This window comes from Zobellella taiwanensis (genome assembly GCF_003012795.1).
Classification (GTDB): domain Bacteria; phylum Pseudomonadota; class Gammaproteobacteria; order Enterobacterales; family Aeromonadaceae; genus Oceanimonas; species Oceanimonas taiwanensis.
On sequence record NZ_PXYH01000031.1, the window covers coordinates 1 to 26,148 of the forward strand.

Genomic DNA, 26,148 nt, shown 5'->3' on the forward strand with positions numbered 1-26,148 from the left:
TGCGAAGGTCAAAACCGGCATCACTGTCCCCGAGTTCGGGGTAAGTTAATGGCATGAGCCGTATACGTGGCCCGTATGTACGGTTCTGTGAGAGGGATGAGGCGGTAACGCCTCACCCTACTCGATTGTTTGCTCGGCGAAGCCGGCAAGACCTGGCTGGCCCCGTCGCTTTGTTGCCCAGGTGTTATAATTGGCGTCATATTGAGCTGTCGTGCCAACGGCGGCCCCTTTCCCGGTTTGCCGGGGGTGATGGGAGCGAGGTCATGACCAATCCAAACAATGCAGGCAGCGGCACCATCCACCAGGCCAGGTTTGTGGACCCCCGGGGGCCGGCCATCGCCACGTTGCGCCTGCTCAGGGACGATGGCCGGCTCTATGCCGATGCCCGGGATCCCGGGTTGGACCGGGACACCGCCCTGGCCATGCATCGCAGCATGGTGTTCATCCGCCTGCTCGATGAGCGCATGCTGGCGGCCCAGCGCCAGGGCCGGATCAGCTTTTACCTGCAGAGCCTGGGCGAGGAGGCCGAAGCGGTGGCCAGTGCCGCCGCCCTGGATCCGGCGGACATGATCATGGCCCAGTACCGGGAGCAGGGCGCACTGCACTATCGGGGCTTCACCCTGGAGCAGTTCATGAACCAGCTGTTTTCCAACGAGCGGGATCTGGGCAAGGGGCGGCAGATGCCGGTGCATTATGGCAGCAAAGCGCTCAATTTCATGACCATTTCCTCGCCCCTGGCGACCCAGATCCCCCAGGCCGCGGGCTATGCCTACGCCCAGCGGCTGGCGGGGGAGGCGGCGTTGACCCTCTGTTATTTCGGCGAGGGCGCGGCCTCGGAAGGAGACTTTCATGCCGGGCTCAACATGGCGGCGGTGCTGCGGGCACCGGTGATCTTCTTTTGTCGCAACAACGGCTATGCCATTTCCACCCCGGCCAGCGAACAGTTCCTGGGCGATGGCATTGCCAGCCGGGCGGCAGGCTATGGTATCAGTGCCATCCGGGTCGATGGGGCCGACGCCCTGGCGGTGTATGAAGCCACCCGCCTGGCCCGGGCAAGGATCATGGACCAGCCCCAGCCCATCCTGATCGAGGCTATTTCCTACCGTCTGGGAGCTCATTCCTCGTCCGACGATCCCAGCGGCTATCGCTCCCGGGAGGAGGAGGAACACTGGCGCCGGCGCGATCCCCTGGCCCGGTTCCGGCTCTGGCTGCAGCATCAGGGCTGGCTGGACGACGCCGAGGATAACCGGGAAACGGACCGGCTGCGCCAGCAGATTCTGGCCGCGCTCAAGCAGGCCGAACCCTTGCCCAAGCCCCCCCTGGAGAGCCTGATCAGCGATGTCTACGCAAGCCCCCCGGTACGGCTCGAGCAACAACTTGCCGCCCTGCGGGAGCAGGTGCTGCGCTATCCGGAGCATTATGTCGCGACGGCGGGGAGGCTGAAAAAATGACCAGGATGAATCTGTTGCAGGCAGTCAACCAGGCCCTGGATCTGGCCATGGCCCGGGACGAGCGCGTGGTCTGCTTTGGCGAGGACGTGGGCCACTTCGGCGGCGTGTTCCGGGCCACCAGCGGGCTGCAGGACAAATACGGCAAGCACCGCTGCTTCAATACCCCCCTCACCGAGCAGGGCATCATTGGCTTCGCCAACGGCATGGCGGCCCGGGGCTTCAAACCGGTGGCCGAGATCCAGTTCGCCGACTACATCTATCCGGCGTTCGATCAAATCGTCAACGAAACCGCCAAGTTCCGCTATCGTTCCGGCAACCAGTTCGATGTGGGCGGCCTGGTGATCCGAACGCCCTACGGCGGCGGCATCGCCGGCGGCCACTATCACAGCCAGTCGCCGGAGGCCTATTTCGTGCATACCGCCGGCCTGCGGGTACTGGTACCCCGGGATCCGGCCCAGGCCAGGGGGCTGTTGCTGGCGGCCATCGAATGTCCGGATCCGGTGCTGTTCTTCGAGCCCAAGCGGCTCTACCGTGCCGCCGTGGGCGAAGTGGACGAGGGGGATGACCCGCTGCCGCTGGACAGGGCCGAGGTGGTGCAGGAGGGAAGCGATATTACCCTGCTGGCCTGGGGCGCCCAGATGGAGGTGTTGCAAAAGGCGGCGGAGCTGGCCGGGCAGCAGAATATTTCCTGCGAAATTATCGACTTGCGTAGCCTTTTACCCTGGGATGTAGAAACGGTGATCGGCTCTGTGATGAAAACCGGCCGCCTGCTCGTCAACCACGAGGCGCCGCTCACCGGCGGTATGGCCGGTGAAATCGCCGCCACCGTGCAGGAACACTGCTTCCTGCACCTCGAAAGCCCCATCGCCCGGGTCTGCGGTCTGGATACGCCCTATCCCCTGGCGCTGGAGAAGGAATACATGGCGGATCACCTCAAGACCTTCGAGGCGATAGTGCGGACGGTGAACTTCTAGGGGGCGGCATGAAACAGGATTTCTACCTGCCGGATATCGGCGAGGGCATAGTGGAATGCGAACTGGTGGAGTGGCTGGTCGGGGAAGGCGACAAGGTGGCCGAGGATCAGGCCATTTGCGACGTGATGACCGACAAGGCCCTGGTGCAGATACCGGCGGTGCATGGGGGCACCATCACCCGGCTGTACGTGGCCAAGGGCGAGATGGCGCGGGTGCATGCGCCCCTGTTCGAGATGGAAGTGGCCGTGACCAACGACGGCAAGGCGGCCAGCCAGGCATCCCCGCCGGCACCGGGTCAGGCCGCCGAGCCCGCGGCTCCCGGGCCGGAGAGCGAGGCGGCCAGCGCTCAGCCGGCGGTTTCACCGGCGGCACCGGCCGGCGGCCGGGCGGTGGCGAGCCCGGCGGTACGGCGCCTGGCCCGGGAGCTGTCGGTGGATATCGGCCAGGTGCCCGGCTCCGGTGACAAGGGCCGGGTCTACAAGGAGGACATCGAGGCCTACCTGGCCCGGCGGGAGGCGGGCGCCGCGCCAGCCCCGGCCGAGCCGGCGGCGCCGGCCGACCGGGAGGAGCCGCTCAGAGGCGTGCGTGCCGCCATGGCCCGGCAGATGACCGCCTCCCTCGGCATCCCCCGTTTCACCTTTTGCGACGAGTTCCGCCTGGACCAGTTGCTGGCGCTCAAGGACAAGCTCAAGCCCGCCTTCGCCGCCGAGGGCGCGCGGCTGACCCTGCTGCCCTTCTTTATCAAGGCACTGTCCCTGTGCCTGAAGCAGTATCCCCTGCTCAACGCCCGCCTGGGCGAGGACGGCGCCAGCCTCCGCTACCAGGATCACCACCATGTCGGGGTGGCGGTGGACACCGAGGCCGGCCTGCTGGTGCCCACCATCAGGCATTGCGAGCAGAAATCCCTGCTGGCCATCGCCGCCGAGCTGGAGCGGCTGAGCGAGGCGGCGCGCCGGGGCGGCTTGTCCCCCGCCGAGCTGCAGGGGGGCACCATCACCCTGTCCAACATCGGGGTGCTGGGCGGCACCCTGTCCACCCCGGTGGTGAACCCGCCGCAACTGGCCATCGCCGCCCTCGGCCGCCTGCAGCGCCTGCCCCGCTTCAACGCGGCGGGCGAGGTGGAGGCACAACAGCTGATGACGGTGTGCTGGTCGGCGGACCACAGGGTGATCGACGGCGCCACCCTGGCCCGCTTCAACAACCGCTGGCGGCAGTACCTGGAGCAGCCGGAGCTGATGCTGGCGCAACTGGCCTGAGCCATGTACCGGCACCAGCTGCGCAACTTCTATATTCCGGAAGAGCAGTCCATCTATCTGCTCAACGCCAACGACGCCAGGAAACTGAAGGACTGGATAGCCCTGTGCATGGGCGAGCTGGAGAAGCTCGGTTATCGCCGGATCAGCCTGGCGGGCAAGGGCGCCTACGGCTTTACCTTCGTCGGGGTCGGCGCCGACGGCGAGGAGGTGGCCTTCAAGTTTTCCCGCATCAACCTGCCGCCGCACATCCGCGAGCGGCTGGCCGACGAGGCCTATATGCTGTCCCAGGTGAGCCACCCCCTGGTGCCCCGCTACATCACCTACCAGGTGGTGAGAAAGCAGGGCATCCTGATGATGGGGCGGGCCCGGGGGGAGGATCTGGAGCGGTTCAGCCTGAAGACGGGGCGGCTGCCGCCCCGGCTGCTGGTGGACATCGCCGCCCAACTGGCCGACCTGCTGCAGGCCCTGCGCCACCACCACAAGGACGGCCAGCCCGCGCCCCTGGTGCACGGCGACATCAAGCCCTCCAACATCGTGTTCGACCCGGAGTCGGGGCGGATCAGCCTGGTGGACTGGGGCTCCTCGGTGTTCGCCCAGACCGACAGCGACGGCCAGTTCGTGGCCAGCAACGTGATGGCGCTGATGTCGGCGGATCTGCAGCATTCCAACGCCCGCCTGGGGGACGTCTATTTCATCGGCCCCGAACAGCGGGAGGGCGGGCTGTCCAGCCCCCGTTTCGACGAGCAGGGGGTGGCCGGCACCCTCTACGCCCTGGCCTCGGGCCAGTCCTGCCGCTTCGGCTGCCGGGCCCTGCCGGCGACCAGCCTGGGGTTGCCCCGGGAATTCGCGCTGATGCTGGACGGCCTGCTGTCCGAGGACGCCGGGCTGCGCCGGCGGGCCGGAGACTATTTCCTGGCCGCCATGCCGCGTCTGAAGCGGCTGGTGCTGCCGACCCTGGTGCTGTTCGACGACAGCCCGCAACTGCCGGTGTGGGTCAGCCCGGAGCCGCACGAGATGGATACCGTGGTGTACTCCTCGCGCAAGTCCTTCCTGCGCGAGCACAGCGAGGAGGAGGGCATCCACTACGTGGACGACGCCCAACTGGAGCGCTACTACAAGAACTACCTGGCGGGCATGGGCGAGACCGAGAAGGCGTTCGTGGCGGCGGTGAGCCGGATCGGCCGCTACCCGGTGGTGGGGGGGCTCGCCATCCACTGGGAGGAGGAGGGCGTCTATATCGACTCCAGCCTCAACCTCTACGACCAGGCGCTGAAGGAGGCCTTCGCGGTGGCGGTCAACAACGTGGTGATGCTGGCCCGGGCCATCGACAGGATAGGGGTGTTCAAGGCCTGCCTGTTCAACGCCCGCAACACCCTCCACCTGAGCCGCTCCGACGAGCACAGCCCCTTCCTGCCACCGCCCGGCACCCGTATCCCCTACCGGCTGGCGGACATTCCCAGCACCGACGACGCCAGCCGCCAGCATTCCTATTTCGAGGACGGCCGGGATCCGGACGAACAGCTGGTGCTGCCCTACGCCATCGTGGACGCCATCGCCCGCCTGAACCGCATCCACCATACCGGCTGTATCATCTTCGAGGTGACGCCGCTCTACCTCAAGCTGCACAGCTACTACCGGCTGCTGGACCGGGGCGCCGAGGAGGAGTTTCGGGCGCTGCTCGCCTTTATCGTGGACAAGATACCGCTGATCAGCGACCAGGGGGTGGGGGGATTTATGAAGCTGCCCCACAAGAATACCCGCTTCTTTTCCCACCAGCCGGTGCAGCCCGAGCTGTTCTATCCGGCCAATCCCAGGGCTTAACGGTGGTACTTTTTGGCTGTTTGTTACGAAGAAGAAGAGGAAGAGGCAACAGGGCCACCTTCGCCGACCCGCTTCAAGCATCCCTGTGGCGCTCGGCGGAGGCAATCCCTGTTGCCTCCTTCAAGCCCTGATACCGTCTGATAGTGGTGCCTGCAGGCGGCTGCAGGGCGACAGGGAGGACAAAGGGCGCAGCTCCGCCGGCCCTCCGCGCCAGGGAGGGCGCGGCGGAGCCCCCAGGGGGTGAGTTTGCTCGCCGTGACGAGCCATTTCGGCCTGACCGAACATCCAGTGAATGTTCGCAGCAGGCCGACATGGCGAGTATCAGGTCCCACGGCGTGCCGGAGGAGCTGTGTGCTTTGGCCGATGGCCTACGTCTTAAACAGATGTTAATCCCGTCGGGTCTGGCTCAGCACAAAGTCCTGCAACTCGGGGTAGAAGGCGAGAAAGGCCTGCTCCATCTCGTCGTAATGGGCCCGCAGCAGGGGCGCGCAGTCGGGCAGGGGGGTGGGGCGGCGAAAGCGGCCGCCGATGCGGATAATGGCCCGGGTGATGCCCTCCAGGCTCCGGTACTGGGCCAGCAGCCGGTGTTGCTTGAGCCGCTCCACCAGCATGACCATGTCCGGTGGCCAGTGTGCCCCGGGCTGCAGCCGGCGGTGGCTGTAGCCGATAAAGTCGGCCAGCGCCCAGGGATGGTAGCGGGACCAGTGCCGGGCCAGGAAGTGATCGAACATCATGTCCATGATGATGCCGCCGTAGCGGCGAAAGGGGCTGGGCAGGGCGCGCACCGCTCCGAGGTGCCGCGGATGGGCATCGGTGAAGCTGTCGATGCGCCGGTGCAGCCGGATGCCGAGTTGCAGCTCCGGGGGCAGGGCCGGGTCTATGGCGCCCCGGGCGAACTCCCCCAGCAGGGCGCCGGCCAGGCTGGTCCGGCTGATATGGGCCAGGTGCAGGTGGGCCAGGTAATTCATAGATCCCGCGAGCCGTCCTGATAATCCTGGGCGTCCGGCGTCAGATCCAGCTCGTCCAGCTCGTCGTCGTCTTCGTCTTCGTCGGCCAGCTGGTTGTCCAGCACCTCCAGCAGGTGGATGGCCACGGCGACGAAATCGCTGCCGGTGACGATGCCCACCAGCCTGCCTTTGTCCACCACCGGCAGGCAGCCGTACTTGTGTTTTTGCAGGTAAAGGGCCGCCTCGCGGATGCCGGCCCTGGGGCTGACGGTGGTGACCCCGGTCACCATGATCTCCGCCAGGGTGTGTTGCTGCAGGAAGTGGCCATTGGTGCCCTTTTCCAGACTGGACTCCTGGGCCGCCAGGATATCCCGCTGGCTGACCAGGCCCACCAGCTTGTCCTGCTCCAGCACTGGCAGATGGCGGATATGATGGCGCTGCATCAGGGTGCGGGCCTCCGCCAGGCTGGCGGACGGGGGCAGGCCGATAACCTTGCGTGACATGATTTCGGAAACGACGGCTGGCATGATGCTTCTCCTCTTTTTATATCAAGATAGCCCAAGCAAGGGGGCGGGTAATATGACCCCGGTCACGGTGGGGCGGAAGTTTCTGCCGTGCTCTTGTTCCCTGCGTGGCATATTCCATGGCGCAGGCCCCGGGCCGAATTGCCTTGATCCCGTGATGCAGCCTCACTAGACTAGCGCCCGTTATAACAAGAGGTTGTCTATGCAGGTCCGTGATTTCCATTTCGAGCTCCCCGACGAGTTGATTGCCCGCCACCCCACGGCGGAGCGTACCGCCAGCCGGTTGCTGCAGCTGGACGGCAACAGCGGCGCCCTGGTGCACGGCCGCTTCGGCGACATCCTGAATCTGGTCAACCCGGGTGATCTGCTGGTGTTCAACAACACCCGGGTGATACCGGCGCGGCTGTTCGGCCACAAGGCCAGCGGCGGCAAGGTGGAAGTGCTGGTGGAGCGGGTGCTGGACGACAAGCGGGTGCTGGCCCATGTGCGCGCCTCCAAGTCGCCCAAGCCGGGGGCCGAACTGATCCTGGAGCCGGACGTCAGGGCCACCATGCTGGCGCGCCACGACGCCCTGTTCGAAATCGCATTCAACGACCCGCGCACCGTGCTCGAGATTCTGGAGGCGGTGGGCCACATGCCGTTGCCGCCCTATATCGACCGGCCCGACACCGAGGCCGACAAGGAGCGCTACCAGACCGTCTATAACGAAAAGCCGGGCGCCGTGGCGGCCCCCACCGCCGGCCTGCATTTTGACGAACCGCTGCTAGCCGAACTCCAGGCCAAGGGTGTCGAACTGGCCTTTATCACCCTGCATGTGGGCGCCGGCACCTTCCAGCCGGTGCGGGTGGACAATGTGCTTGAACACAAGATGCACGCCGAATATATCGAAGTGCCGGCCGAGGTGGTGGCGCAGATTGACGCCACCCGCGCCCGGGGCGGCCGGGTGATCGCCGTGGGCACCACCTCGGTGCGCTCCCTGGAAAGCGCCGCCCGGGCCAGCCTGGGCAAGGGCGAGCCGCTTGCCCCCTTCTACGGCGATACCGATATCTTTATTTACCCGGGTTATCGCTTCCAGCTGGTGGATGCCATGATTACCAACTTCCACCTGCCCGAGTCGACCCTGATCATGCTGGTCAGCGCCTTCGCCGGCCACGACCACATCATGGCCGCCTACCGGGCGGCGGTGGCGGAGCGCTATCGCTTTTTCAGCTATGGCGATGCCATGTTTATTACTAAACAGCTGGGACTCGGGACTGGGGAATAGGGACTGGTCAAGGTGTCTGCAGGCGCCCGCAACCAGTCCCTGATCCCTAGTCCCCAATCCCCGATATAAAGGTCGGACTGTTTCTCCGGCCAACAGAGGTAACCGATGAAATTTGAACTGCAAACCACCGATGGCCGCGCCCGCCGCGGCCGGCTGATGTTCGACCGGGGCGTGGTGGAAACCCCGGCCTTTATGCCGGTGGGCACCTACGGCACCGTCAAGGGCATGACCCCGGAAGAAGTGGCCGCCACCGGCGCCCAGATCCTGCTCGGCAACACCTTCCACCTGTGGATCCGTCCGGGCCAGGAGGTGATGAAGCTGCACGGGGATCTGCACGACTTTATGAACTGGCAGGGCCCCATCCTCACCGACTCCGGCGGCTTTCAGGTGTTCAGCCTGGGTCATATCCGCAAGATCACCGAAGAAGGCGTCTATTTCCGCAATCCGGTCAACGGCGACAAGATCTTCCTGTCGCCCGAGGTGTCGATGGAGATCCAGTACGATCTGGGTTCCGACATCGTGATGATCATGGACGAGTGCACTCCCTACCCGGCGACCTGGGAAGAAGCCAAAAAGTCGATGGAAATGTCCCTGCGCTGGGCCAAACGATCCCGGGATCATTTCGACAAGCAGGGCAACAAGAATGCCCTGTTCGGTATCATCCAGGGCAGTGTTTACGAAGATCTGCGGGATCAGTCCCTGGAAGGGCTGCTCGAGATTGGCTTTGACGGCTACGCCGTGGGCGGTCTGGCGGTGGGCGAGCCCAAGCACGAGATGCACAAGGTGCTGGAGCACACCTGCCCGAAAATTCCTGCCGACAAGCCCCGCTACCTGATGGGGGTGGGCAAGCCGGAGGATCTGGTGGAAGGGGTGCGCCGGGGTATAGACATGTTCGACTGCGTGATGCCCACCCGCAATGCCCGCAACGGCCATCTGTTCACCACCGACGGCGTGGTGAAAATTCGCAACGCCAAACACAAGACCGACACCGGCCCGCTGGATGCCGATTGCGACTGCTACACCTGTAAAAACTATTCCCGTGCCTATCTGTATCATCTGGACAAGTGCAACGAGATTTTGGGTGCGCGTTTAAACACCATTCATAACCTGCGTTACTACCAGCGGGTGATGGAAGGTTTACGCGGAGCCATAGAGCAGGGTAAATTAGACGACTTTGTAGCTGAGTTCTATGGCCGGCAGGGCAGACCCGTGCCGCCATTGGGCCAGAGTGAACAAACAGATTGTGACCATTGAGCTCGCAGCCGGGCACCGGAAGGCACAGCACGCCGACACGCTGTGAATACATCCATGTACGCTCGGACATGCCATCCCTGGCATGTCACGGTCGGCTTAGCTGTATCCTTCCGCGGCCTGGCGGGTTGTGACTCGGTATCCAACTTTTAACCATCAACGAGGAACCAAAACGAATGGATATTATCTCCAAGGCTTATGCCCAGGGCGGCGCCGCCGGCGGCGGTATGGAAATGATCATCATGCTGGTCGTGTTCGGCCTGATCTTCTACTTCATGATCTTCCGTCCCCAGTCCAAGCGGGTGAAAGAGCACAAGAACCTGATGTCCTCCCTGAGCAAGGGCGACGAAGTGCTGACCAACGGCGGCCTGGTGGGCAAGATTGCCAAAATCTCCGCCGACAATGACTATGTGGTACTGAGCCTGAGCGAACAGACCCAGGTCACCATCAAGAAGGACTTCATCACTGCCGTCCTGCCCAAGGGCTCCATCCAGTCCCTCTAATCCCCTGTCGAGGAGCACAGCGTGTTGAATCGATATCCGCTGTGGAAATACTTGATGGTGATCTTCGTGATCACCATCAGTTTTCTTTATGCAGCACCCAATCTGTTCGGCGAAGATCCCGCCCTGCAGGTGTCGGGCTCCCGTGGTACCCAGGTCACTCCCGCCATCCTGACCCAGGCCCAGCAGAGCCTGCAACAAGCCGGCATCGACGTGAAAAGCGCTGCCCTGGCCGATAACCAGTTACTGATCCGTTTTCGCAATACCGACGACCAGCTCAGGGGCAAGGACCTGGTGGCCGAGGCCCTGGGCGAGGACTATATCACCGCCCTCAACCTGGCCCCGTCCACTCCGGCCTGGCTGGAGGCCATCGGGGCCGGCCCGCTCAAGCTGGGCCTTGACCTGCGCGGCGGCGTGCATTTCCTGATGGAAGTGGATATGGACGAAGCCCTCAACCGGGTGCAAGAGCAAATGGTGCAGGACTTCCGTACCGACCTGCGCGAGCAACGCCTGCGTTACTCCGGCGTCCTGGCCCAGGATGGCGGTGCCCTGATGGTGTTCCGCGAGGCCGAGGTGCGCAACCAGGCCCTGAGCTACCTGCGCGGCCGCTATCCCGATCTGGTGTTTTCCGAGCGCGACAGCGGCGACAACGCCGGCCTGTTTGCGGTGATGAGCGAGCAGCGGCTGAAGGAAGTGAAGGAATATGCCCTGCAGCAGAACATCACCATCATCCGCAACCGGGTCAACGAGCTGGGCGTGGCCGAGCCACTGGTGCAGCGCCAGGGGGCCGAGCGCATCGTGGTACAACTGCCCGGCATCCAGGATACTGCCAGGGCCAAGGAAATCCTCGGCGCCACCGCCACCCTGGAATTCCGCCTGGTGGACGAAAGCGCCGATGTGGCCGCCGCGACTACCGGCCGGGTACCGCCCAACAGCGAGCTGTTCAGTGATCGCAGTGGCCGGCCTGTCGTACTGCAAAAGCGCATCATCCTTACCGGTGAGCATATTGTCGACGCCAGTTCGGGCATGGACGAGTTCAGCCGGCCGCAGGTGAATATCAGCCTGGATGCCCCCGGCGGCAGCCGCATGGCCGACTTTACCAAGGATAATGTGGGCCGGCCCATGGCCACCGTGTTCACCGAATACAAGCCCACCGACGAGCGCGATGAAGACGGCTCCCGCAAGTTCCGCAAGGATCAGGAAGTCATCAACGTGGCCACCATACAGTCGCGGCTGGGACGCAGTTTCCGCATCACCGGTATCGACTCCATGGCCGAGGCACAAAACCTGGCCCTGCTGTTGCGTGCCGGTGCCCTGATTGCGCCCATCCAGATCGTGGAAGAGCGCACTATAGGCCCGAGTCTGGGCCAGCAGAACGTGGAAAACGGCCTGATGGCCATGGTCTACGGCATGCTGGCGGTGGTGCTGTTCATGGCCATCTACTATCGCAAGTTCGGCCTGGTGGCCAATGTGGCGCTGCTGGCCAACGTGGTGATCATCATCGGCGTGATGTCGATGGTGCCGGGAGCCACCATGACGTTGCCGGGCATCGCCGGCATCGTGCTCACCATAGGGATGTCGGTGGACGCCAATGTGCTGATCTTCGAGCGGATCCGCGAGGAGTTGCGGGACGGACGCGGGGTACAGCAGGCCATCCACATCGGTTACGAGAAGGCCTTCAGTACCATTGCCGATGCCAACATCACCACCTTTATCACCGCCATCATCCTCTTTGCGGTGGGCACTGGCCCCATCAAGGGCTTTGCGGTGACGCTGATGATAGGGATCCTTGCCTCCATGTTTACCGCCGTCGTGGGCACCCGGGCGCTGGTCAACCTGATCTGGGGCGGCAAGCGTCTCAGCAAACTGTCCATATGAGGAAACTGAGCCATGTTTGAAATCCTCAAGACCAAGGCGCCCATCCGCTTTATGCACTACTCCAAGCCGGCGACGGTACTGTCGCTGGTGTTGATCGCCCTGTGCTTTTTCAGCCTGTTTACCCGGGGCCTGAACTGGGGCCTGGACTTTACCGGCGGCACCGTGGTGGAAGTGGCCTTCGAACAGGCAGTAGAGCTGGATGGGGTGCGCGACAGCCTGGCGGGCGCCGGCCTGCCCGGGGCCACGGTACAGCATTTCGGCACCAGCCGGGATCTGTTGATCCGGCTGGCGCCTCAGGAGCAGGTGGATGTCCAGCAACAGGGTGAGGCGGTGCTGGCCGCCATGCAGCAGCTGTCGCCGTCCGCCGAGATGAAACGGCTGGAGTTCGTCGGCCCCGCCATCGGCAAGGAACTGGCCGAACAGGGCGGACTGGCGATACTGGTGGCGCTGTTGTGCATCCTGGTGTACGTGGGGATGCGCTTCGAATGGCGGCTGGCCTCCGGTGCCGTGCTGTCCCTGGCCCACGATGTCATCATCACCCTGGGTGTGTTCTCCTGGCTGCGGATTGAGGTGGATCTCACCATAGTGGCGGCCCTGTTGACGGTGGTGGGTTACTCCCTCAACGACACCATAGTGGTGTTCGACCGGGTGCGGGAAAACTTCCGCCGGGTGCGGGACACCACCACAGCCCAGGTGTTCGATGAGGCCATTACCGATACCCTGAGCCGGACCCTGATCACCTCGGCCACCACCCTGGTGGTGGTGGTGGCGCTGTTCCTCAAGGGCGGCGCACTGATCCACGGTTTTGCCACCGCCTTGCTGCTGGGCATTGGTTTTGGCACCTACTCGTCCATCTATATCGCCAGCGCCTGGGCCATGCTGCTCGGGGTGCAACGGGAGCACATGCTGCCGGTGCAGGTGGAGAAGGAAGGGGCGGATCAGGAGCCGCTGCCGTAATGTCATGACTCAAAGGGGCCTGTTGTGCCCCTTTTTGTTGTGGAGTGCATTTGCGACATGACAAACGTCATGGAGCTGCATAACATGTGGTCATAATTAGACAAGTTCGGAGCCGACTTGAAAGACAGATTTTTGCTCGGTCCTTTGGCCCTTGTTGGTCTGATGCTGGCCGGCTGCAGTGCCCCCAAGGCCGTCACGCCCACCTTGGTATTGCCGGTACCGATGCAGGTTTCTTACGAAAGCGAACTGGGTATCGCCCGTCTGGGACAGATGATCAACGCCCCCGGCCTGACCCCGGAGCAGCGGGCCGAGCTGTTCTTCCAGCGTGGTGTGGTGTTTGATCGCGTCGGCCTGCGGGCCATGGCCCGGCTGGACTTTAACCGGGCCCTACGCGAGCGTCCCGATTTTGCCGACGCCTACAACCTCAACGGTGTCTACCTGACCCAGAATCAGGAATTCGACGAGGCCTACGAGGCCTTCGACTCCGCCCTGGAGCTGGCACCCGATTACCGCTATGCCAACCTCAACCGGGGCATCGCCCTCTATTACGGCGGGCGGCCCGGCCTGGCGGCTCGAGATTTAAGGGTGTTTCTTGAGGAAGACCCAAGTGATCCCTATCGTTTGCTGTGGTGGTATCTGGCGCGCGAGAAGGTCGATCCCGAATCGGCCCGGGAAGAGCTGGAGGCTCACCTGCTGCGCCACGGTACCGATGAATGGGCCTGGGATATCGTTAATGTCTACCTTGGCCGGATCAGCGATGAGCAACTGCTCAACCGCATTGCGGAAGAAAGCCAGGACAACCAGCAACTGGCCGAGATGCTGTGCGAGGCCTACTTCTATCTGGCCAAACAGGCCCAGCGCAACGGCCAGCCGGAGCAGGCCGAGGTGTATTTCAAGCTGGCCCTGGCCACCAACATCTACGACTTCGTCGAGCATCGCTATTCGTTGCTGGAGCTGGACCTGATTGGCCAGCAGGCACGGCTTAAACGTTAACAGGGGGCCACATGGCCCCCTTCTTATGCTTCTGCCAGAACGGCCGGCGACGGCAGCCACTCCATGCCCGGCAACTGGTTCCAGTAACCGTTGCAAAAGCGCGAGGCGAGCGGGTAGGGGGCACCGCCGGCGGGCTTGGCAAAACGCTCAATCCAGGCCAGGCATTCGGGGCTGTGGGCGCTGAGGCGCACCGCATCCACCCAGTCGTGCATCCCCGCCAGGTCGTTGATCAGATTGTAGCAATACCCTGACTGGGTCTGGATGCCGTTGAGGTTGAACACCGGCTGGCCTTCCTGAGTATTGGCCTGACGGCCGCTGGGATAGTGAATGCACACCAGTTCGCACTCGTCCTTGGGCCGGTTTTCCGCCCGGGCGGTAAAGCAGCGGGCCGAGTAGGCCAGGGGCAGGTAGCCGTAGCCGAACACTTCCAGTTGGAACCGGGATCGGATCCCCGCTGCCTTGGCCGCCTGATGAATATCCCACAGCCAGGCCCGGGACAATTCCACCGGTGGTACCCAGGTGGTCATGCCTTTATCCAGCAACAGCCGCAGGGTCTCGAGGTTGTAGACATTGAGTGCCGGACCGCCGACGAAGGGCAGGCCCCGCTCAATGGCCAGTTGCACCGCGCCCAGATCGTTGGCTTCTATTTGCAGCTCGCCCTGTTCGCACAGTTTTTTGATGGTGAGCAGTTCCGCCGGCGCCTGGATCAACGCCAAGGTAGACAGCACCACTTCTTTTCCGGCGGCGGCGAGTTCGCGCGCCAGGGCCAGCCAGTCGGCGGTTTTCAGCTCCCGCCGCTTGGGGCAGACGGTTTCGCCCAGATAGATGCGCCGGCAGGGAGTGGCGAGCGCCGCCTGATAAAATGCCTCAACCTGTTGCCGTGGCCAAAAAAACAGCAGGGGGCCCAGATGAACTTGCATATGTGTTCCTATTGCCATTTGCGGTGATAGGCACCCAGGGTGGTCTGGCTGCCTTCGGAGACGGCGTCGAGCTGCCGTTGCCAGGCTGGCTCGACCCCATAGCGGTCAGGTGCTTGCAGGCAGGCGTCCAGCGCCTGGCGCCAGACCCGGGTGACCTGGGCTACATAGGCCGGACTGCGCTGGCGCCCTTCTATCTTGACCGATTTAACGCCCAGCCGGAGCAAGTCGGGGATAAGGCTCAGGGTATTGAGGCTGGTGGGTTCTTCCAGGGTATGGAAGCGTTGCCCGTCTACCTCGAAACGGCCTTTGCACAGGGTGGGATAACCGGCCTGTTCGTCCGGGGCAAAGCGGTCGATCAGGACTTCGTTGAGGCGCGATTCGAGCCGGCCGTCCCGTTCTTCCCAGCGTACAAAGCGGGCCGGAGAACAGGCGCCCACCGTATTTGGGCTTTCCCCGGTAAGATAGGAGGAAAGGTAGCAGCGCCCCTCAGCCATAATGCACAGGCTGCCGAAGGCGAACACCTCCAGCTCGGCATCGGTGTCCCTGGCTATCTGGCGAACCTGCTGGATGGACAAGACGCGCGGCAGCACCACCCGGCGTACGCCGAAATTCTCCCGGAAAAAGCGGATGGCGGCGGCGTTGGTGGCACTGGCTTGTACCGACAGATGCAGTTCGGTGTCGGGATGGTTGCGGGCTGCATAGGCGAGGATGGCGGTATCGGCGATGATCAGCGCGTCGGCGCCCAGGGCCACGGCCTGATCCACCGCAGCTTGCCATACCGCCTCGTTGCCCTGGTGGGCGAAGGTGTTGATGGCTACGTGCAGTTTGCGGCCGTGCCGGCGCAAATAGTCGATACCCTGTTGCAGGCTGTGGGGAGTGAAATTGAGGCCGGCGAAATGGCGGGCATTGGTCTGGTCCTTGAAGCCGATATAAACGGCATCGGCGCCCTGGTCGACCGCGGATTTCAGGGCCGGCAGGCTGCCGGCCGGACAGAGCAGTTCCATGTTGATGGCTCCGTGGTTCAGAAGGCGGCCAGTCTAGCGGCGAATGATGAAGGGGTATTTGATTTGAAACAAATGATGCCAATTTGATTTGGCGCAGGGCGGGATGGCGCCGTCCGTGCTGAGATAGGCTTTTTGCAAGGAGGTTTTATGCTGTCCGCCATCTGCCATCGTCTCAGCCAGCATGGTCCCGGTTGCCTGAAGCAACCACTGTCCCTGCTGCCCCTCCGGGTCCAGGCACCGCTGCTGGAGGCCCTGTTGCGGCGGATACTGGCCGAGCCGCTGCGCCAGGGTGAACTGGCCTTTCTCGACGGGCGTCGTTTGCAGATATGGGTGCCGGATATGGACTATCGGCTGACCTTGACCCTGGCCGGTGAAGGGCTGCGGGTACTGCCGGAGGGGGAGGCGGATGTCGTGATCCGGGCCGCGTTCAACGATCTGGTCCGGCTCAGCCACGGCGATAAGGACCCGGATACCCTGTTTTTCCAGCGTCGGTTGCTGATTACCGGTGACACCGAGCTGGGCCTGGAATGCAAGAACCTGCTCGACCGGCTCGAGCCCGGCCGGCAACCGGTCTGGTTTCGCCGGTTGCTGGGGGGAATGGCTGCGGTGCTGGCACAGGCCGATAGGCACCCTGTCCGGGGCTGAAGGATAACACCTGATCCGCCAGGGCGACTGTGCTAGAATCCTGCGCCTTGAGCACTGTAGGATCTGTAGTGGATATGCTTGAGCAAGTACGCATCGTGCTGGTGAATACCTCACATACCGGCAACATCGGCTCCGCCGCCCGCGCTATGAAGACCATGGGGCTGGGTGATCTGTGCCTGGTCGAGCCGGTCAGTGCACCTGATGGCCAGGCCGTGGCCCTGGCGGCAGGGGCCAGTGACATTCTGGCCAAGGCCCGTATTGTGCCCACCCTGGCCGAGGCGGTAGCCGATTGTGGCCTGGTGATCGGTACCAGCGCCCGTTCGCGCACCTGGTCCTGGCCCATGCTCGATGCCCGCGAGGCGGGACAAAAAGCGATGGCCGAAGCCCCTCGGCACAGGGTGGCGTTGGTGTTCGGCCGGGAGCGTACCGGCCTGACCAACGAAGAGCTGCAGCAATGCCACTATCATGTGGCCATTCCCGCCAACCCGGAATACAGCTCTCTCAATTTGGCGATGGCTGTGCAAACCCTGAGCTACGAGGTGAGGATGGCCTGGCTGGCCAGCGACAGCCAGCCGGTGGTGGAGCAGGAGTACCCGCTGTCGGCGGATCTGGAGCGGTTTTACGCGCATCTGGAACAGACCCTGCTGGACACCGGTTTTATCATCCAACCGCATCCCGGCCAGGTGATGACCAAGCTGCGCCGGTTGTTTAACCGGGCCAGGCCCGAATCACATGAACTGAACATACTGCGTGGCATCCTGACATCTATCCAGCGCCGGAACCGGGGAGCCGAATAGCTGAGTGTTTTGGTCGGATAAATACTTGACTGAAACACTCGGGTATGACACCCTGAGCCCATGTCTGGAAACGGTTTGATCACATGAGACTGACATCGAAAGGGCGCTATGCGGTGACTGCCATGCTGGATGTGGCCCTCCATGCCGACACCGGCCCGGTGTCGCTGGCCGACATCTCGGAGCGGCAGGGTATTTCCCTGTCCTACCTGGAACAACTGTTCGCCCGCCTGCGCAAGCAAGGTCTGGTAAGCAGTGTGCGTGGTCCGGGCGGTGGTTACCTGTTGGGCATGCAGGCTTCGGCCATCTCGGTGGGGGCAGTGATTGCCGCCGTCGACGAATCGGTGGACGCCACCAAGTGCCAGGGCAAGGGTGACTGCCAGAGCGGCAACCAGTGCCTGACCCACTCTCTGTGGTGTGCGCTCAGTGACCGTATCAGTAATTTTCTCGATGGCATCAGCCTGGCCGAACTGGTCAGCCAAAAAGACGTTCGGCGTATTTCCGGACAGCAGGACAACCACCTGAGCATGCTGAGCCTGGGAGACCCCGGTAATCAGCCCGTGAGCGTTAAAGTTCAACTTTAAAATGTCGATGACAAGACTGCCGAACAGGGCAGCGTTGGAACGGAGAATATGATGAAACTGCCCATTTATCTCGACTATGCGGCTACCTGCCCGGTAGATCCGCGCGTCGCCGAAAAAATGATGCAATACCTTACCCTGGACGGTATTTTCGGTAACCCGGCTTCCCGTTCGCACCGTTTCGGCTGGCAGGCCGAAGAGGCGGTCGATATCGCCCGTAACCAGATAGCCGAACTGATCAACGCCGACCCGCGGGAAATCGTATTTACTTCCGGCGCCACCGAGTCCGACAACCTGGCCATCAAGGGCATCGCCAATTTCTACGGCAAAAAAGGCAAGCATATCGTCACCTCCAAGACCGAACACAAGGCGGTGCTGGATCCCTGCCGCCAGTTGGAGCGGGAAGGTTTCGAGGTCACTTACCTCGAACCCCAGCCCAACGGTCTGTTCACCCTTGAGCAGATTGAAAACGCCCTGCGTGACGACACCGTGCTGGTGAGCATCATGCACGTGAACAACGAGACCGGCGTGATTCAGGACGTCAAGGCCATCGGCGAGCTGTGCCGTAGCCGCAAAATCATGTTCCATGTGGATGCTGCCCAGAGCGCCGGCAAAATTCCGGTGGATGTGCAGGAGATGAACATCGATCTGCTGTCCCTGTCCGCCCACAAGATTTACGGCCCCAAGGGCATCGGCGCCCTCTATGTGTGCCGCAAGCCGCGGGTACGGCTGGAAGCCCAGATGCACGGCGGCGGCCACGAGCGCGGCATGCGCTCCGGCACCCTGCCGACCCATCAGATCGTGGGCATGGGCGAAGCGTTCCGCATCGCCAGGGAAGAAATGGCCACCGAGGGCGAGCGTATTCGCACCCTGCGTGACCGTCTCTACAACGGCGTGAAAGACATTGAAGAAGTCTACGTCAACGGTGACCTGGAACAGCGGGTGCCCGGCATTCTCAACATCAGCTTCGCCTATGTGGAAGGCGAATCCCTGATGATGGCGCTCAAGGATCTGGCGGTGTCGTCCGGCTCTGCCTGTACCTCCGCCAGCCTGGAGCCGTCCTATGTACTGCGTGCCCTGGGGTTGAACGACGAGCTGGCGCACAGCTCCATCCGCTTCAGCATTGGCCGTTTCACGACTGAAGAAGACATCGACTATGCCGTACGCCTGGTCAACGATGCCATCGGCCGCCTGCGCGAGATGTCTCCTCTGTGGGAGATGTTCAAGGACGGCGTTGATCTGGAAAAAGTTGAGTGGGTGCACCACTAAGGTGCCGACAGCATTGGTGAGGAACTGAATCATGGCTTACAGCGAAAAAGTAATAGACCACTATGAAAACCCCCGCAACGTCGGTGGTTTTGACAAGAACGATCCCAACGTGGCCACCGGTATGGTGGGTGCCCCGGCCTGCGGTGACGTAATGAAACTGCAATTAAAGATCAGCGACGACGGCATCATCGAGGATGCCAAGTTCAAGACCTACGGTTGTGGTTCGGCCATTGCTTCCAGCTCGCTTATCACCGAGTGGGTCAAGGGCAAGAGCCTGGACGAGGCGGCCAGTATCAAGAACACCGACATCGCCGCCGAACTGGCGCTGCCGCCGGTGAAAATCCATTGCTCCATTCTGGCGGAAGATGCCATCAAGGCGGCGATTGACGATTACAAGAAAAAGAAAAACCTGGCGTAAGACGGAGACATTATGGCGATCACCATTACCGACGCGGCAGCCAAACGGGTGCAGGCATTTCTGAACAACAGGGGAAAGGGCCTGGGGTTGCGGCTGGGGGTCAAAACATCCGGCTGCTCCGGCCTGGCCTATGTGCTGGAGTTCGTGGATGAACTGTCCGATGGCGACCAGGTGTTCGAACATGGCGAAGTGAAGGTGATCGTCGACAGCAAAAGCCTGGTTTATCTGGATGGCACCGAACTGGACTTTGTGAAGGAAGGCCTTAACGAAGGATTCAAGTTCAACAACCCCAATGTCAACGGGGAGTGCGGTTGCGGCGAAAGCTTCAACGTTTAAGGATATCGGCATGAACTACTTTGAGCTGTTTGGCCTGCCCGAGCAATTCTCCCTCGACAGCCAGGTGCTGGCCGATACCTATCGCCAACTGCAGATGCAGTTCCATCCCGACAAATTCGCCTCCCGCCCCGAGCGGGAGCGTCTGCAGGCGGTACAACGTGCCGCCCACATCAACGACGCCTTTTCCACCCTCAAGCATCCCCTGGCGCGCGCCGAATATCTGTTGTCTTTGCGCGGTGTTGACATCCGTGGCGAACAGCAGACGCTGAAGGATCCCGAGTTCCTGATGCAGCAGATGGCGTGGCGGGAGCAGCTGGAAGAGATCCCTGCCGCCGCCGACGTCTTTTCCGCCATCCTGGCATTTGATCGGGAACTGCAGGGCGAAGCGGATGCCCTTTACCGGGCGCTGGCCGAACAGCTGGAACTGGGATGCTGGAGCGAGGCCGCCGATGCGGTCCGCAAACTCAAGTTCATGACCAAGCTGCTTGCGGAACTTGAGCGGCTGGAAGAAGCGCAGCAGGAATTCTGAATCCCATGGCATTATTACAGATATCCGAGCCGGGCCAGAGCGCGGCTCCTCACGAGCACAAATGGGCGGTCGGCATCGATCTGGGCACCACCAATTCCCTGGTTGCCGTGGTACGCAGCGGCCTGGCCGAAACTCTGCCCGATGAGCAGGGCCGCGAACTGTTGCCTTCAGTGGTGCACTATACCGCCGATGGCCTGCGCGTGGGGCACGATGCCCGGCGCGAGGCGGAGCTGGATCCGCGAAATACCATCGTTTCGGTCAAGCGCCTGCTGGGCAAGGCCCTGGCCGATGTGCCCCGGCATAAGCTGCCCTATGATTTCAGTGCCAGCGAAAATGGCATCATCGGCATCAACACGCCCAGGGGCACGGTCAATCCGGTGCAGGTATCGGCCGACATCCTGAAGACCCTGGCCGAGCGGGCCGAGTACAGCCTTGGCAATCCGGTACAGGGTGCGGTGATCACCGTGCCTGCCTATTTCGATGATGCCCAGCGACAGGGTACCAAGGATGCGGCGAGACTTGCCGGCCTGGAGGTATTGCGGCTGCTCAACGAGCCCACCGCCGCGGCTATCGCCTATGGCCTGGATTCGGGTCAGGAGGGGGTGATTGCCGTCTACGATCTGGGAGGCGGTACCTTCGACATTTCTATCCTGCGCCTGCACAAGGGGGTGTTCGAGGTACTGGCCACCGGTGGCGACTCTGCCCTGGGCGGCGATGACTTCGATCACGCCCTGGCCGACTGGATCCAGCATAATGCCGGCATCACCGAACTGACCCCGGCCCAGCAGCGCAACCTGCTGGATGCCGCAACCGCCGCCAAGGTGGCGCTGACTGACTGCAGCCGTGTTAGCATCGACTGGGAAGGCTGGCAAGGCGAACTGACCCGGAACGAATTTGACGCCCTGATCCAGCCCTGGGTCAACAAGACCCTGCTGGCCTGCCGGCGTGCCCTGAAAGATGCCGGCGTCAGCGCCGACGAGGTACGCCAGGTAGTGATGGTGGGTGGCTCCACCCGGGTGCCGTTGGTACGCAGCCGGGTCGGTGACTTCTTCGGTCGCGAGCCGCTGACCAGCCTGGATCCCGACAAGGTGGTGGCCATCGGTGCTGCCATCCAGGCGGATATCCTGATCGGCAACAAGCCCGACAGCGACATGTTGCTGCTCGATGTCATCCCCCTGTCCCTGGGACTGGAGACCATGGGGGGGCTGGTAGAGAAGATTATTCCGCGCAACACCACCATCCCCGTGGCCCGGGCCCAGGAGTTTACCACCTTCAAGGACGGCCAGACCGCCATGGCCATCCACGTGGTACAGGGCGAACGGGAGCTGGTGGCCGACTGCCGTTCCCTGGCCCGTTTCGTGCTTACCGGCATTCCGCCGATGGCCGCAGGCGCTGCTCATATCCGGGTTACCTTTCAGGTGGACGCGGATGGCCTGCTGTCGGTCAGCGCGATGGAAAAATCCTCCGGCGTGCAGGCCAGCATAGAAGTCAAACCCTCCTACGGCCTCAACGAGGATGACATCGCCAGTATGCTGAAGGCTTCCTTCGAGCATGCCCGGGACGATATCGCCGCCCGCATGCTGGCCGAGCAGAAGGTGGAGGCCGCCCGGGTCGTGGAAAATATCCTCAGCGCCCTGCAGGTCGACGGTGATCTGCTGAGCGAGGCGGAGCGGACGGCCATCTCAGCCGCCGTTGCAACCCTGCGCAATACCGCCGAGGGTGACGATGCCGAGGCCATCAAGCAGGCCATAGAACAAACCGACAAACAAACCGCCGATTTTGCCGCCCGCCGGATGGATGCCTCCATCCGCAAGGCGCTGGCCGGCCAACGTGTTGACAAGGTGTAAAGATGCCAAAAATCGTATTCCTGCCCCATGCCGAGCTATGCCCCGAAGGGGCCGCGGTGGAGGCCAACCCGGGTGAAACCGTACTGGACGTGGCTTTGCGCAACGGCATCGACATTGAACATGCCTGTGAAAAATCCTGTGCCTGCACCACCTGCCATATCATAGTGCGTGAAGGTTTCGATTCGCTGGAAGAAAGCAGTGAGCTGGAAGACGACATGCTGGACAAAGCCTGGGGGCTGGAGCCCGAATCCCGTCTCGGCTGCCAGGCTCGGGTAGACGCTGAAGATCTGGTGGTGGAGATCCCCAAATATACGGTGAATATGGTATCTGAGGGACATTGACCCAGGGAGGTCATATGAGTCTTAAATGGAGCGATAGCCAGGAGATAGCCCTGGCTCTGCTGGAGCAGTATCCGGAAGTGGATCCGAAAACGGTGCGTTTTACCGACCTGCACCGATGGATCTGCGAACTGGAAGAGTTCGATGATGCTCCCAAGCACAGCAACGAGCGTATCCTTGAGGCCGTGATCATGGCCTGGCTGGATGAATACGAATAAGCCGGAAGCCATGAGCTGGAAGGATCAGGATTGACGTCTGTCCAAGGCCGTTTATGTGCTAGCTTCTAGCTTCCAGTTTTGCTTCAAGCCACAGTCCGACTGTGGCTTTTTCCGTTTTCCGTCAACAGAATTAAGGACGTGTTATGCCTGCAACCATGAAGGTCATACTGAGCCACGAAGCCGCCGCCGCCCACTGGGGCGACAAGGCGCTGTTGAGTTTCCGGGACGACGAGGCCCGGGTCCATGTGACCGACACCGCCGCACTGGTGCAGAAGGCCCAGCAGGCGGGGCGCAAGCTCGATGCCATGGGCATCAAGCAGGTGGCGCTGGCCGGGGAGGACTGGACCCTGGAAAGCCGCTGGGCCTTTGCCCAGGGCTTCTACAACGCCAAGGGCGGACAGCAGCTCGAATTCGGTACCACCTCGCCCGAGGAGCGGGCCGAGCTGGAGGCCCGGGATCGCGCCTGCCGCTGGGTGCGGGAGATGATCAACGGCACCCCGGAAGACATTTACCCGGCCGCGCTGGCCACCGAAGCCGGCAAGTTCCTCCAGGCCCTGGCGCCCGAGGCGGTGAGCTACCGCATCTACAGCGGCGAGCAACTCAAGGATCTCGGTTATGTGGGCATCTACCAGGTGGGCCGGGGCAGCGAGCGGCCGCCGACCCTGCTCGAGCTCGACTACAACCCCACCGGTGACGCCGGCGCCCCGGTGGCGGCCTGCCTGGTGGGCAAGGGGATTACCTTCGATTCCGGCGGCTACAGCATCAAGCCGTCCGACGGCATGGCGGTGATGAAGTCCGACATGGGCGGCGCTGCCACCGTGACCGGCGCCCTGGCCCTGGCCATCCAGCGCGGACTGGGCAAGCGGGTCAAGCTGTTCCTGTGCTGCGCCGAGAATCTGGTGTCCGGTCACGCCTACAAGCTGGGCGACATCCTTACCTATAAAAACGGCATCAGCGTTGAAGTGCTCAATACCGATGCCGAAGGCCGGTTGGTGCTGGCCGACGGCCTGCTGGCGGCGAGCGAGACCGGCGCTCCCTTCATCCTGGACGCGGCGACCCTCACCGGTGCGGCCAAGATGGCACTCGGTCGTGACTACAACGCCGTGTTCAGCATGAACGACGACCTGGCCCAGGCCATGGTGCGTGCCGCCCGGGACGAACATGAAAAAGCCTGGCACCTGCCCCTGGAACCCTTCCATGTAGGGCAACTGTCGTCTTCCTTTGCCGATATGGCCAATGTGCACGGTGGCGAGGGCATGGCCGGCGCCTCCACCGCCGCCGCCTTCCTGTCCCGCTTCGTGCCGGACCAGGGCCGCGCCTGGGTGCATATGGATTTATCCGCCTCCTACCAAAAGAACGCCAACGATCTCTGGGCCGCCGGGGGCAAGGGGCACGGCGTGCGTACCATCGCCGCCATGCTGGCCCGGGTGTGCGAGGGACCCTCGGCATGATGCGGGTATGGTTGAGTCAGGTCCCGGCGTCCGCCGAGTGGGGCCCCCGTGCGTTGCTCAGTCACGACACCGAAGGCATGCATGTGCATCTGGGCAGCCGTCCTCTGAGCGCCATCCAGCGCGCTGCCCGGCGGCTGTACAGCCAGGGGTTGCGGCGGGTCCAGCTGGCGGGAGAGTGGAGCCTGGATCAGCAATGGGCCTTTGCCCTGGGCTGGATGAGCAGCCGGGAGCCCGGTGAGCTGCACTGGGCGGGCGAGGATCCGGCACTCAGGGCGCGGCTCCAGGCGCGCCTGCTTTGTGCCCGTTGGATCAGGGAGCAGACCAACGCCAGCCCTGAGCAACTTAGCCCGGTGGCGCTGGCGGTGGAAGCGGCCAGTTTCCTGACCGGTATTGCACCGGACCAGGTCAGCCACCGCATTCTCAAGGGCGAGGCACTGTTGCAGGCCGGTTGGGTCGGTATTCACGCAGTGGGACGCGGCAGCAGCCGCGAGCCGGCCTTGCTCGAACTCGACGTCAATCCCACCGGCGATCCCCGGGCGCCGGTAGCGGCCTGCCTGGTGGGCAAGGGCATTACCTTCGACTCGGGCGGCTATTCCCTCAAGGCCAGCGAAGGCATGCTGCACATGAAGGGTGACATGGGCGGTGCGGCCCTGGTGACCGGCGCCCTGGGGCTGGCAATGATGAACGGCCTGCAACGGCGGGTCCGGTTGCTGTTGTGCTGTGCCGAAAACCTGGTGTCCGGCCAGGCCTATAAACTGGGCGATATCCTTACCTACAAAAATGGCGTCACGGTGGAAATCGTCAATACCGACGCCGAAGGCCGGCTGGTGCTGGCCGATGGCCTGTTGGCGGCCAGGGAGACGGGAGCGGGGTTGATCATCGATGCCGCCACCCTGACCGGCGCCGCCGTGACCGCCGTGGGTCAGGAATATAACGCCCTGTTTGCCCTCGACAAGCCGCTGGCGGCCCGCGCCCTGGCGATTGCCGAGTCGGTGCACGAACCCCTGTGGCCATTGCCCCTTGAACCCTGGCACCGGGATCAATGCCCTTCCGCCTATGCCGACACCGCCAACAGCCGCGCGGTCAAGGGCGGTGGTCCGGGCGGGGCGTCCAATGCGGCAGGTTTCTTGTCCCGTTTCGCCCCCGAGCAGGGCCGGGGCTGGCTGCACTTCGACCTGGCCGCCAGCTACCGCAACCAGGCGGATGCGGACTGGGCGGCGGGCGGTACCGGGCTTGGCATGCTGACCTTGGCCGGCCTGCTGGAGCAGCTGGACTGAACCGCCCGCGACGAGAAAATTGGCCGGCAACGGTAGGAAGTTGCCGCGCCTTTACGTATAATCCGCGCGTTTTACCCTACAGACAGAACCGAGTTAGCTAAGGAACCCACATGGCAATCGAACGCACTTTCTCCATCGTCAAACCCGACGCCGTCGCCAAAAACCTGATCGGCGCCATCTACCAGCGTTTTGAAGCTGCTGGCCTGAAAATCGTCGCCGCCAAGATGGTCCACCTGAGCCGCGAGCAGGCCGAAGGCTTCTATGCCGAGCACAGCGAGCGTCCCTTCTTCAAGGCCCTGGTTGATTTCATGACTTCCGGCCCGGTGATGGTACAGGTGCTGGAAGGCGAAGACGCCGTGCGCCGCAACCGTGAAATCATGGGTGCCACCAACCCGGCCGATGCCCTGGCCGGTACCCTGCGCGCCGACTATGCCGACAGCATCGACGAAAACGCCGTGCACGGCTCCGATGCCGCCGCTTCTGCTGCCCGCGAAATCGCCTATTTCTTCAGCGACGAAGAAATCTGCCCGCGCACTCGCTAAGCGTCGTGCGCACCGGCAAAAAAGGAGCTTCGGCTCCTTTTTTTGTTTGCCCGGCGAAGCCGGCAAACCCGGCCATCTGAAAGAAGATGGCGTCACCCCGACTGAGGGGAAGACAATCCGACTGGCAAGGGCGCCACTGGCCAACGGTGGGGTCTGAAGGAAG

27 protein-coding genes are annotated in these 26,148 nt (G+C 62.9%); 23 read left to right on the forward strand and 4 right to left on the reverse strand.

The window, feature by feature from the left end; translation table 11 throughout:
- The first annotated feature begins 263 nt into the window (after positions 1–263).
- The 4 genes from C7I36_RS16050 to C7I36_RS16065 are packed head-to-tail and all read left to right on the forward strand — an operon-like array spanning position 264 to position 5,502.
- Positions 264–1,451 carry a thiamine pyrophosphate-dependent dehydrogenase E1 component subunit alpha gene (locus tag C7I36_RS16050; protein WP_106454692.1) on the forward strand — a complete coding sequence of 396 codons (1,188 nt, stop codon included), beginning with the start codon at positions 264–266 and terminating at the stop codon, positions 1,449–1,451.
- Positions 1,448–2,425, forward strand: a complete 978-nt coding sequence (locus C7I36_RS16055; protein WP_106454693.1) for an alpha-ketoacid dehydrogenase subunit beta — start codon at positions 1,448–1,450, stop codon at positions 2,423–2,425. Before C7I36_RS16050 ends, C7I36_RS16055 begins: the two co-directional genes overlap by 4 nt.
- A gap of 8 nt (positions 2,426–2,433) precedes the next feature.
- A complete protein-coding gene (locus C7I36_RS16060; protein WP_106454694.1) occupies positions 2,434–3,681 on the forward strand; it encodes a 2-oxo acid dehydrogenase subunit E2 in 1,248 nt (415 codons plus the stop codon).
- A 3-nt stretch (positions 3,682–3,684) separates the two neighbouring features.
- Positions 3,685–5,502: a protein kinase domain-containing protein gene (locus tag C7I36_RS16065; protein ID WP_106454695.1), complete on the forward strand. Its 1,818-nt coding sequence runs from the start codon at positions 3,685–3,687 to the stop codon at positions 5,500–5,502.
- 386 nt (positions 5,503–5,888) lie between these two features.
- Here the strand turns inward: C7I36_RS16065 and C7I36_RS16070 are convergent, their stop codons facing one another.
- Together C7I36_RS16070 and C7I36_RS16075 are read right to left on the reverse strand one after the other, a co-directional pair.
- Positions 5,889–6,470, reverse strand: coding sequence for an acyl carrier protein phosphodiesterase (locus C7I36_RS16070; protein ID WP_106454696.1), 582 nt, complete (start codon positions 6,468–6,470; stop codon positions 5,889–5,891).
- On the reverse strand, positions 6,467–6,976 hold the full coding sequence (locus C7I36_RS16075) for a CBS domain-containing protein (protein ID WP_106454697.1): 510 nt from the start codon (positions 6,974–6,976) through the stop codon (positions 6,467–6,469). The genes C7I36_RS16070 and C7I36_RS16075 overlap by 4 nt, the downstream gene beginning before the upstream one ends.
- A gap of 199 nt (positions 6,977–7,175) precedes the next feature.
- Between C7I36_RS16075 and queA the strand changes: the two genes are divergently transcribed.
- The 6 genes from queA (at position 7,176) to nlpI (ending at position 13,816) form a co-directional block, all read left to right on the forward strand.
- Positions 7,176–8,237, forward strand: coding sequence for a tRNA preQ1(34) S-adenosylmethionine ribosyltransferase-isomerase QueA (queA, locus tag C7I36_RS16080; RefSeq protein WP_106454698.1), 1,062 nt, complete (start codon positions 7,176–7,178; stop codon positions 8,235–8,237).
- A gap of 105 nt (positions 8,238–8,342) precedes the next feature.
- Entirely contained in the window at positions 8,343–9,491 is a 1,149-nt protein-coding gene (gene tgt / locus C7I36_RS16085; protein ID WP_106454699.1) for a tRNA guanosine(34) transglycosylase Tgt, read from the forward strand.
- Between the two features lie 173 nt (positions 9,492–9,664).
- Positions 9,665–9,991 carry a preprotein translocase subunit YajC gene (yajC, locus tag C7I36_RS16090; protein WP_106454700.1) on the forward strand — a complete coding sequence of 109 codons (327 nt, stop codon included), beginning with the start codon at positions 9,665–9,667 and terminating at the stop codon, positions 9,989–9,991.
- A 21-nt stretch (positions 9,992–10,012) separates the two neighbouring features.
- The gene (gene secD, locus C7I36_RS16095; RefSeq protein WP_106454701.1) at positions 10,013–11,866 is read left to right on the forward strand and encodes a protein translocase subunit SecD; all 1,854 of its coding nucleotides are present in this window, start codon (positions 10,013–10,015) and stop codon (positions 11,864–11,866) included.
- 12 nt (positions 11,867–11,878) lie between these two features.
- Complete coding sequence (gene secF / locus C7I36_RS16100) at positions 11,879–12,823, forward strand: protein translocase subunit SecF (protein ID WP_106454702.1); 945 nt, start codon at positions 11,879–11,881, stop codon at positions 12,821–12,823.
- Positions 12,824–12,940: 117 nt separating this feature from the next.
- Positions 12,941–13,816: a lipoprotein NlpI gene (nlpI, locus tag C7I36_RS16105; RefSeq protein ID WP_245880145.1), complete on the forward strand. Its 876-nt coding sequence runs from the start codon at positions 12,941–12,943 to the stop codon at positions 13,814–13,816.
- Between the two features lie 23 nt (positions 13,817–13,839).
- Here nlpI and C7I36_RS16110 read toward each other — a convergent pair whose 3' ends face one another.
- Positions 13,840–14,736: a U32 family peptidase gene (locus C7I36_RS16110; RefSeq protein WP_106454704.1), complete on the reverse strand. Its 897-nt coding sequence runs from the start codon at positions 14,734–14,736 to the stop codon at positions 13,840–13,842.
- An 8-nt stretch (positions 14,737–14,744) separates the two neighbouring features.
- Positions 14,745–15,740 (reverse strand): ubiquinone anaerobic biosynthesis protein UbiU, encoded by a 996-nt coding sequence (gene ubiU / locus C7I36_RS16115; RefSeq protein ID WP_106454705.1) that lies wholly within the window; start codon positions 15,738–15,740, stop codon positions 14,745–14,747.
- A gap of 147 nt (positions 15,741–15,887) precedes the next feature.
- Between ubiU and ubiT the strand changes: the two genes are divergently transcribed.
- From ubiT to ndk, 13 genes are all read left to right on the forward strand, one after another.
- Positions 15,888–16,385: a ubiquinone anaerobic biosynthesis accessory factor UbiT gene (ubiT, locus tag C7I36_RS16120; protein WP_106454706.1), complete on the forward strand. Its 498-nt coding sequence runs from the start codon at positions 15,888–15,890 to the stop codon at positions 16,383–16,385.
- 74 nt (positions 16,386–16,459) lie between these two features.
- On the forward strand, positions 16,460–17,182 hold the full coding sequence (gene trmJ / locus C7I36_RS16125; protein ID WP_106454717.1) for a tRNA (cytosine(32)/uridine(32)-2'-O)-methyltransferase TrmJ: 723 nt from the start codon (positions 16,460–16,462) through the stop codon (positions 17,180–17,182).
- A gap of 83 nt (positions 17,183–17,265) precedes the next feature.
- Positions 17,266–17,763 carry a Fe-S cluster assembly transcriptional regulator IscR gene (gene iscR / locus C7I36_RS16130; protein ID WP_106454707.1) on the forward strand — a complete coding sequence of 166 codons (498 nt, stop codon included), beginning with the start codon at positions 17,266–17,268 and terminating at the stop codon, positions 17,761–17,763.
- Between the two features lie 51 nt (positions 17,764–17,814).
- The gene (locus C7I36_RS16135; RefSeq protein WP_106454708.1) at positions 17,815–19,029 is read left to right on the forward strand and encodes an IscS subfamily cysteine desulfurase; all 1,215 of its coding nucleotides are present in this window, start codon (positions 17,815–17,817) and stop codon (positions 19,027–19,029) included.
- 31 nt (positions 19,030–19,060) lie between these two features.
- Positions 19,061–19,447 carry a Fe-S cluster assembly scaffold IscU gene (gene iscU, locus C7I36_RS16140; RefSeq protein WP_106454709.1) on the forward strand — a complete coding sequence of 129 codons (387 nt, stop codon included), beginning with the start codon at positions 19,061–19,063 and terminating at the stop codon, positions 19,445–19,447.
- 12 nt (positions 19,448–19,459) lie between these two features.
- Complete coding sequence (iscA, locus tag C7I36_RS16145) at positions 19,460–19,783, forward strand: iron-sulfur cluster assembly protein IscA (RefSeq protein WP_106454710.1); 324 nt, start codon at positions 19,460–19,462, stop codon at positions 19,781–19,783.
- A 10-nt stretch (positions 19,784–19,793) separates the two neighbouring features.
- Entirely contained in the window at positions 19,794–20,312 is a 519-nt protein-coding gene (gene hscB / locus C7I36_RS16150; RefSeq protein ID WP_106454711.1) for a co-chaperone HscB, read from the forward strand.
- 5 nt (positions 20,313–20,317) lie between these two features.
- Positions 20,318–22,159 (forward strand): Fe-S protein assembly chaperone HscA, encoded by a 1,842-nt coding sequence (gene hscA / locus C7I36_RS16155; protein WP_106454712.1) that lies wholly within the window; start codon positions 20,318–20,320, stop codon positions 22,157–22,159.
- A gap of 2 nt (positions 22,160–22,161) precedes the next feature.
- The gene (fdx, locus tag C7I36_RS16160; RefSeq protein ID WP_106454713.1) at positions 22,162–22,500 is read left to right on the forward strand and encodes an ISC system 2Fe-2S type ferredoxin; all 339 of its coding nucleotides are present in this window, start codon (positions 22,162–22,164) and stop codon (positions 22,498–22,500) included.
- 14 nt (positions 22,501–22,514) lie between these two features.
- Positions 22,515–22,715: a Fe-S cluster assembly protein IscX gene (gene iscX, locus C7I36_RS16165; protein ID WP_106454714.1), complete on the forward strand. Its 201-nt coding sequence runs from the start codon at positions 22,515–22,517 to the stop codon at positions 22,713–22,715.
- A 143-nt stretch (positions 22,716–22,858) separates the two neighbouring features.
- Entirely contained in the window at positions 22,859–24,166 is a 1,308-nt protein-coding gene (gene pepB, locus C7I36_RS16170) for an aminopeptidase PepB (RefSeq protein ID WP_106454715.1), read from the forward strand.
- Positions 24,166–25,443 (forward strand): aminopeptidase PepB, encoded by a 1,278-nt coding sequence (pepB, locus tag C7I36_RS16175; protein WP_106454718.1) that lies wholly within the window; start codon positions 24,166–24,168, stop codon positions 25,441–25,443. Before pepB (C7I36_RS16170) ends, pepB (C7I36_RS16175) begins: the two co-directional genes overlap by 1 nt.
- 110 nt (positions 25,444–25,553) lie before the next feature.
- Positions 25,554–25,985 (forward strand): nucleoside-diphosphate kinase, encoded by a 432-nt coding sequence (gene ndk, locus C7I36_RS16180; RefSeq protein ID WP_106454716.1) that lies wholly within the window; start codon positions 25,554–25,556, stop codon positions 25,983–25,985.
- The last annotated feature ends 163 nt before the right edge of the window (positions 25,986–26,148 follow it).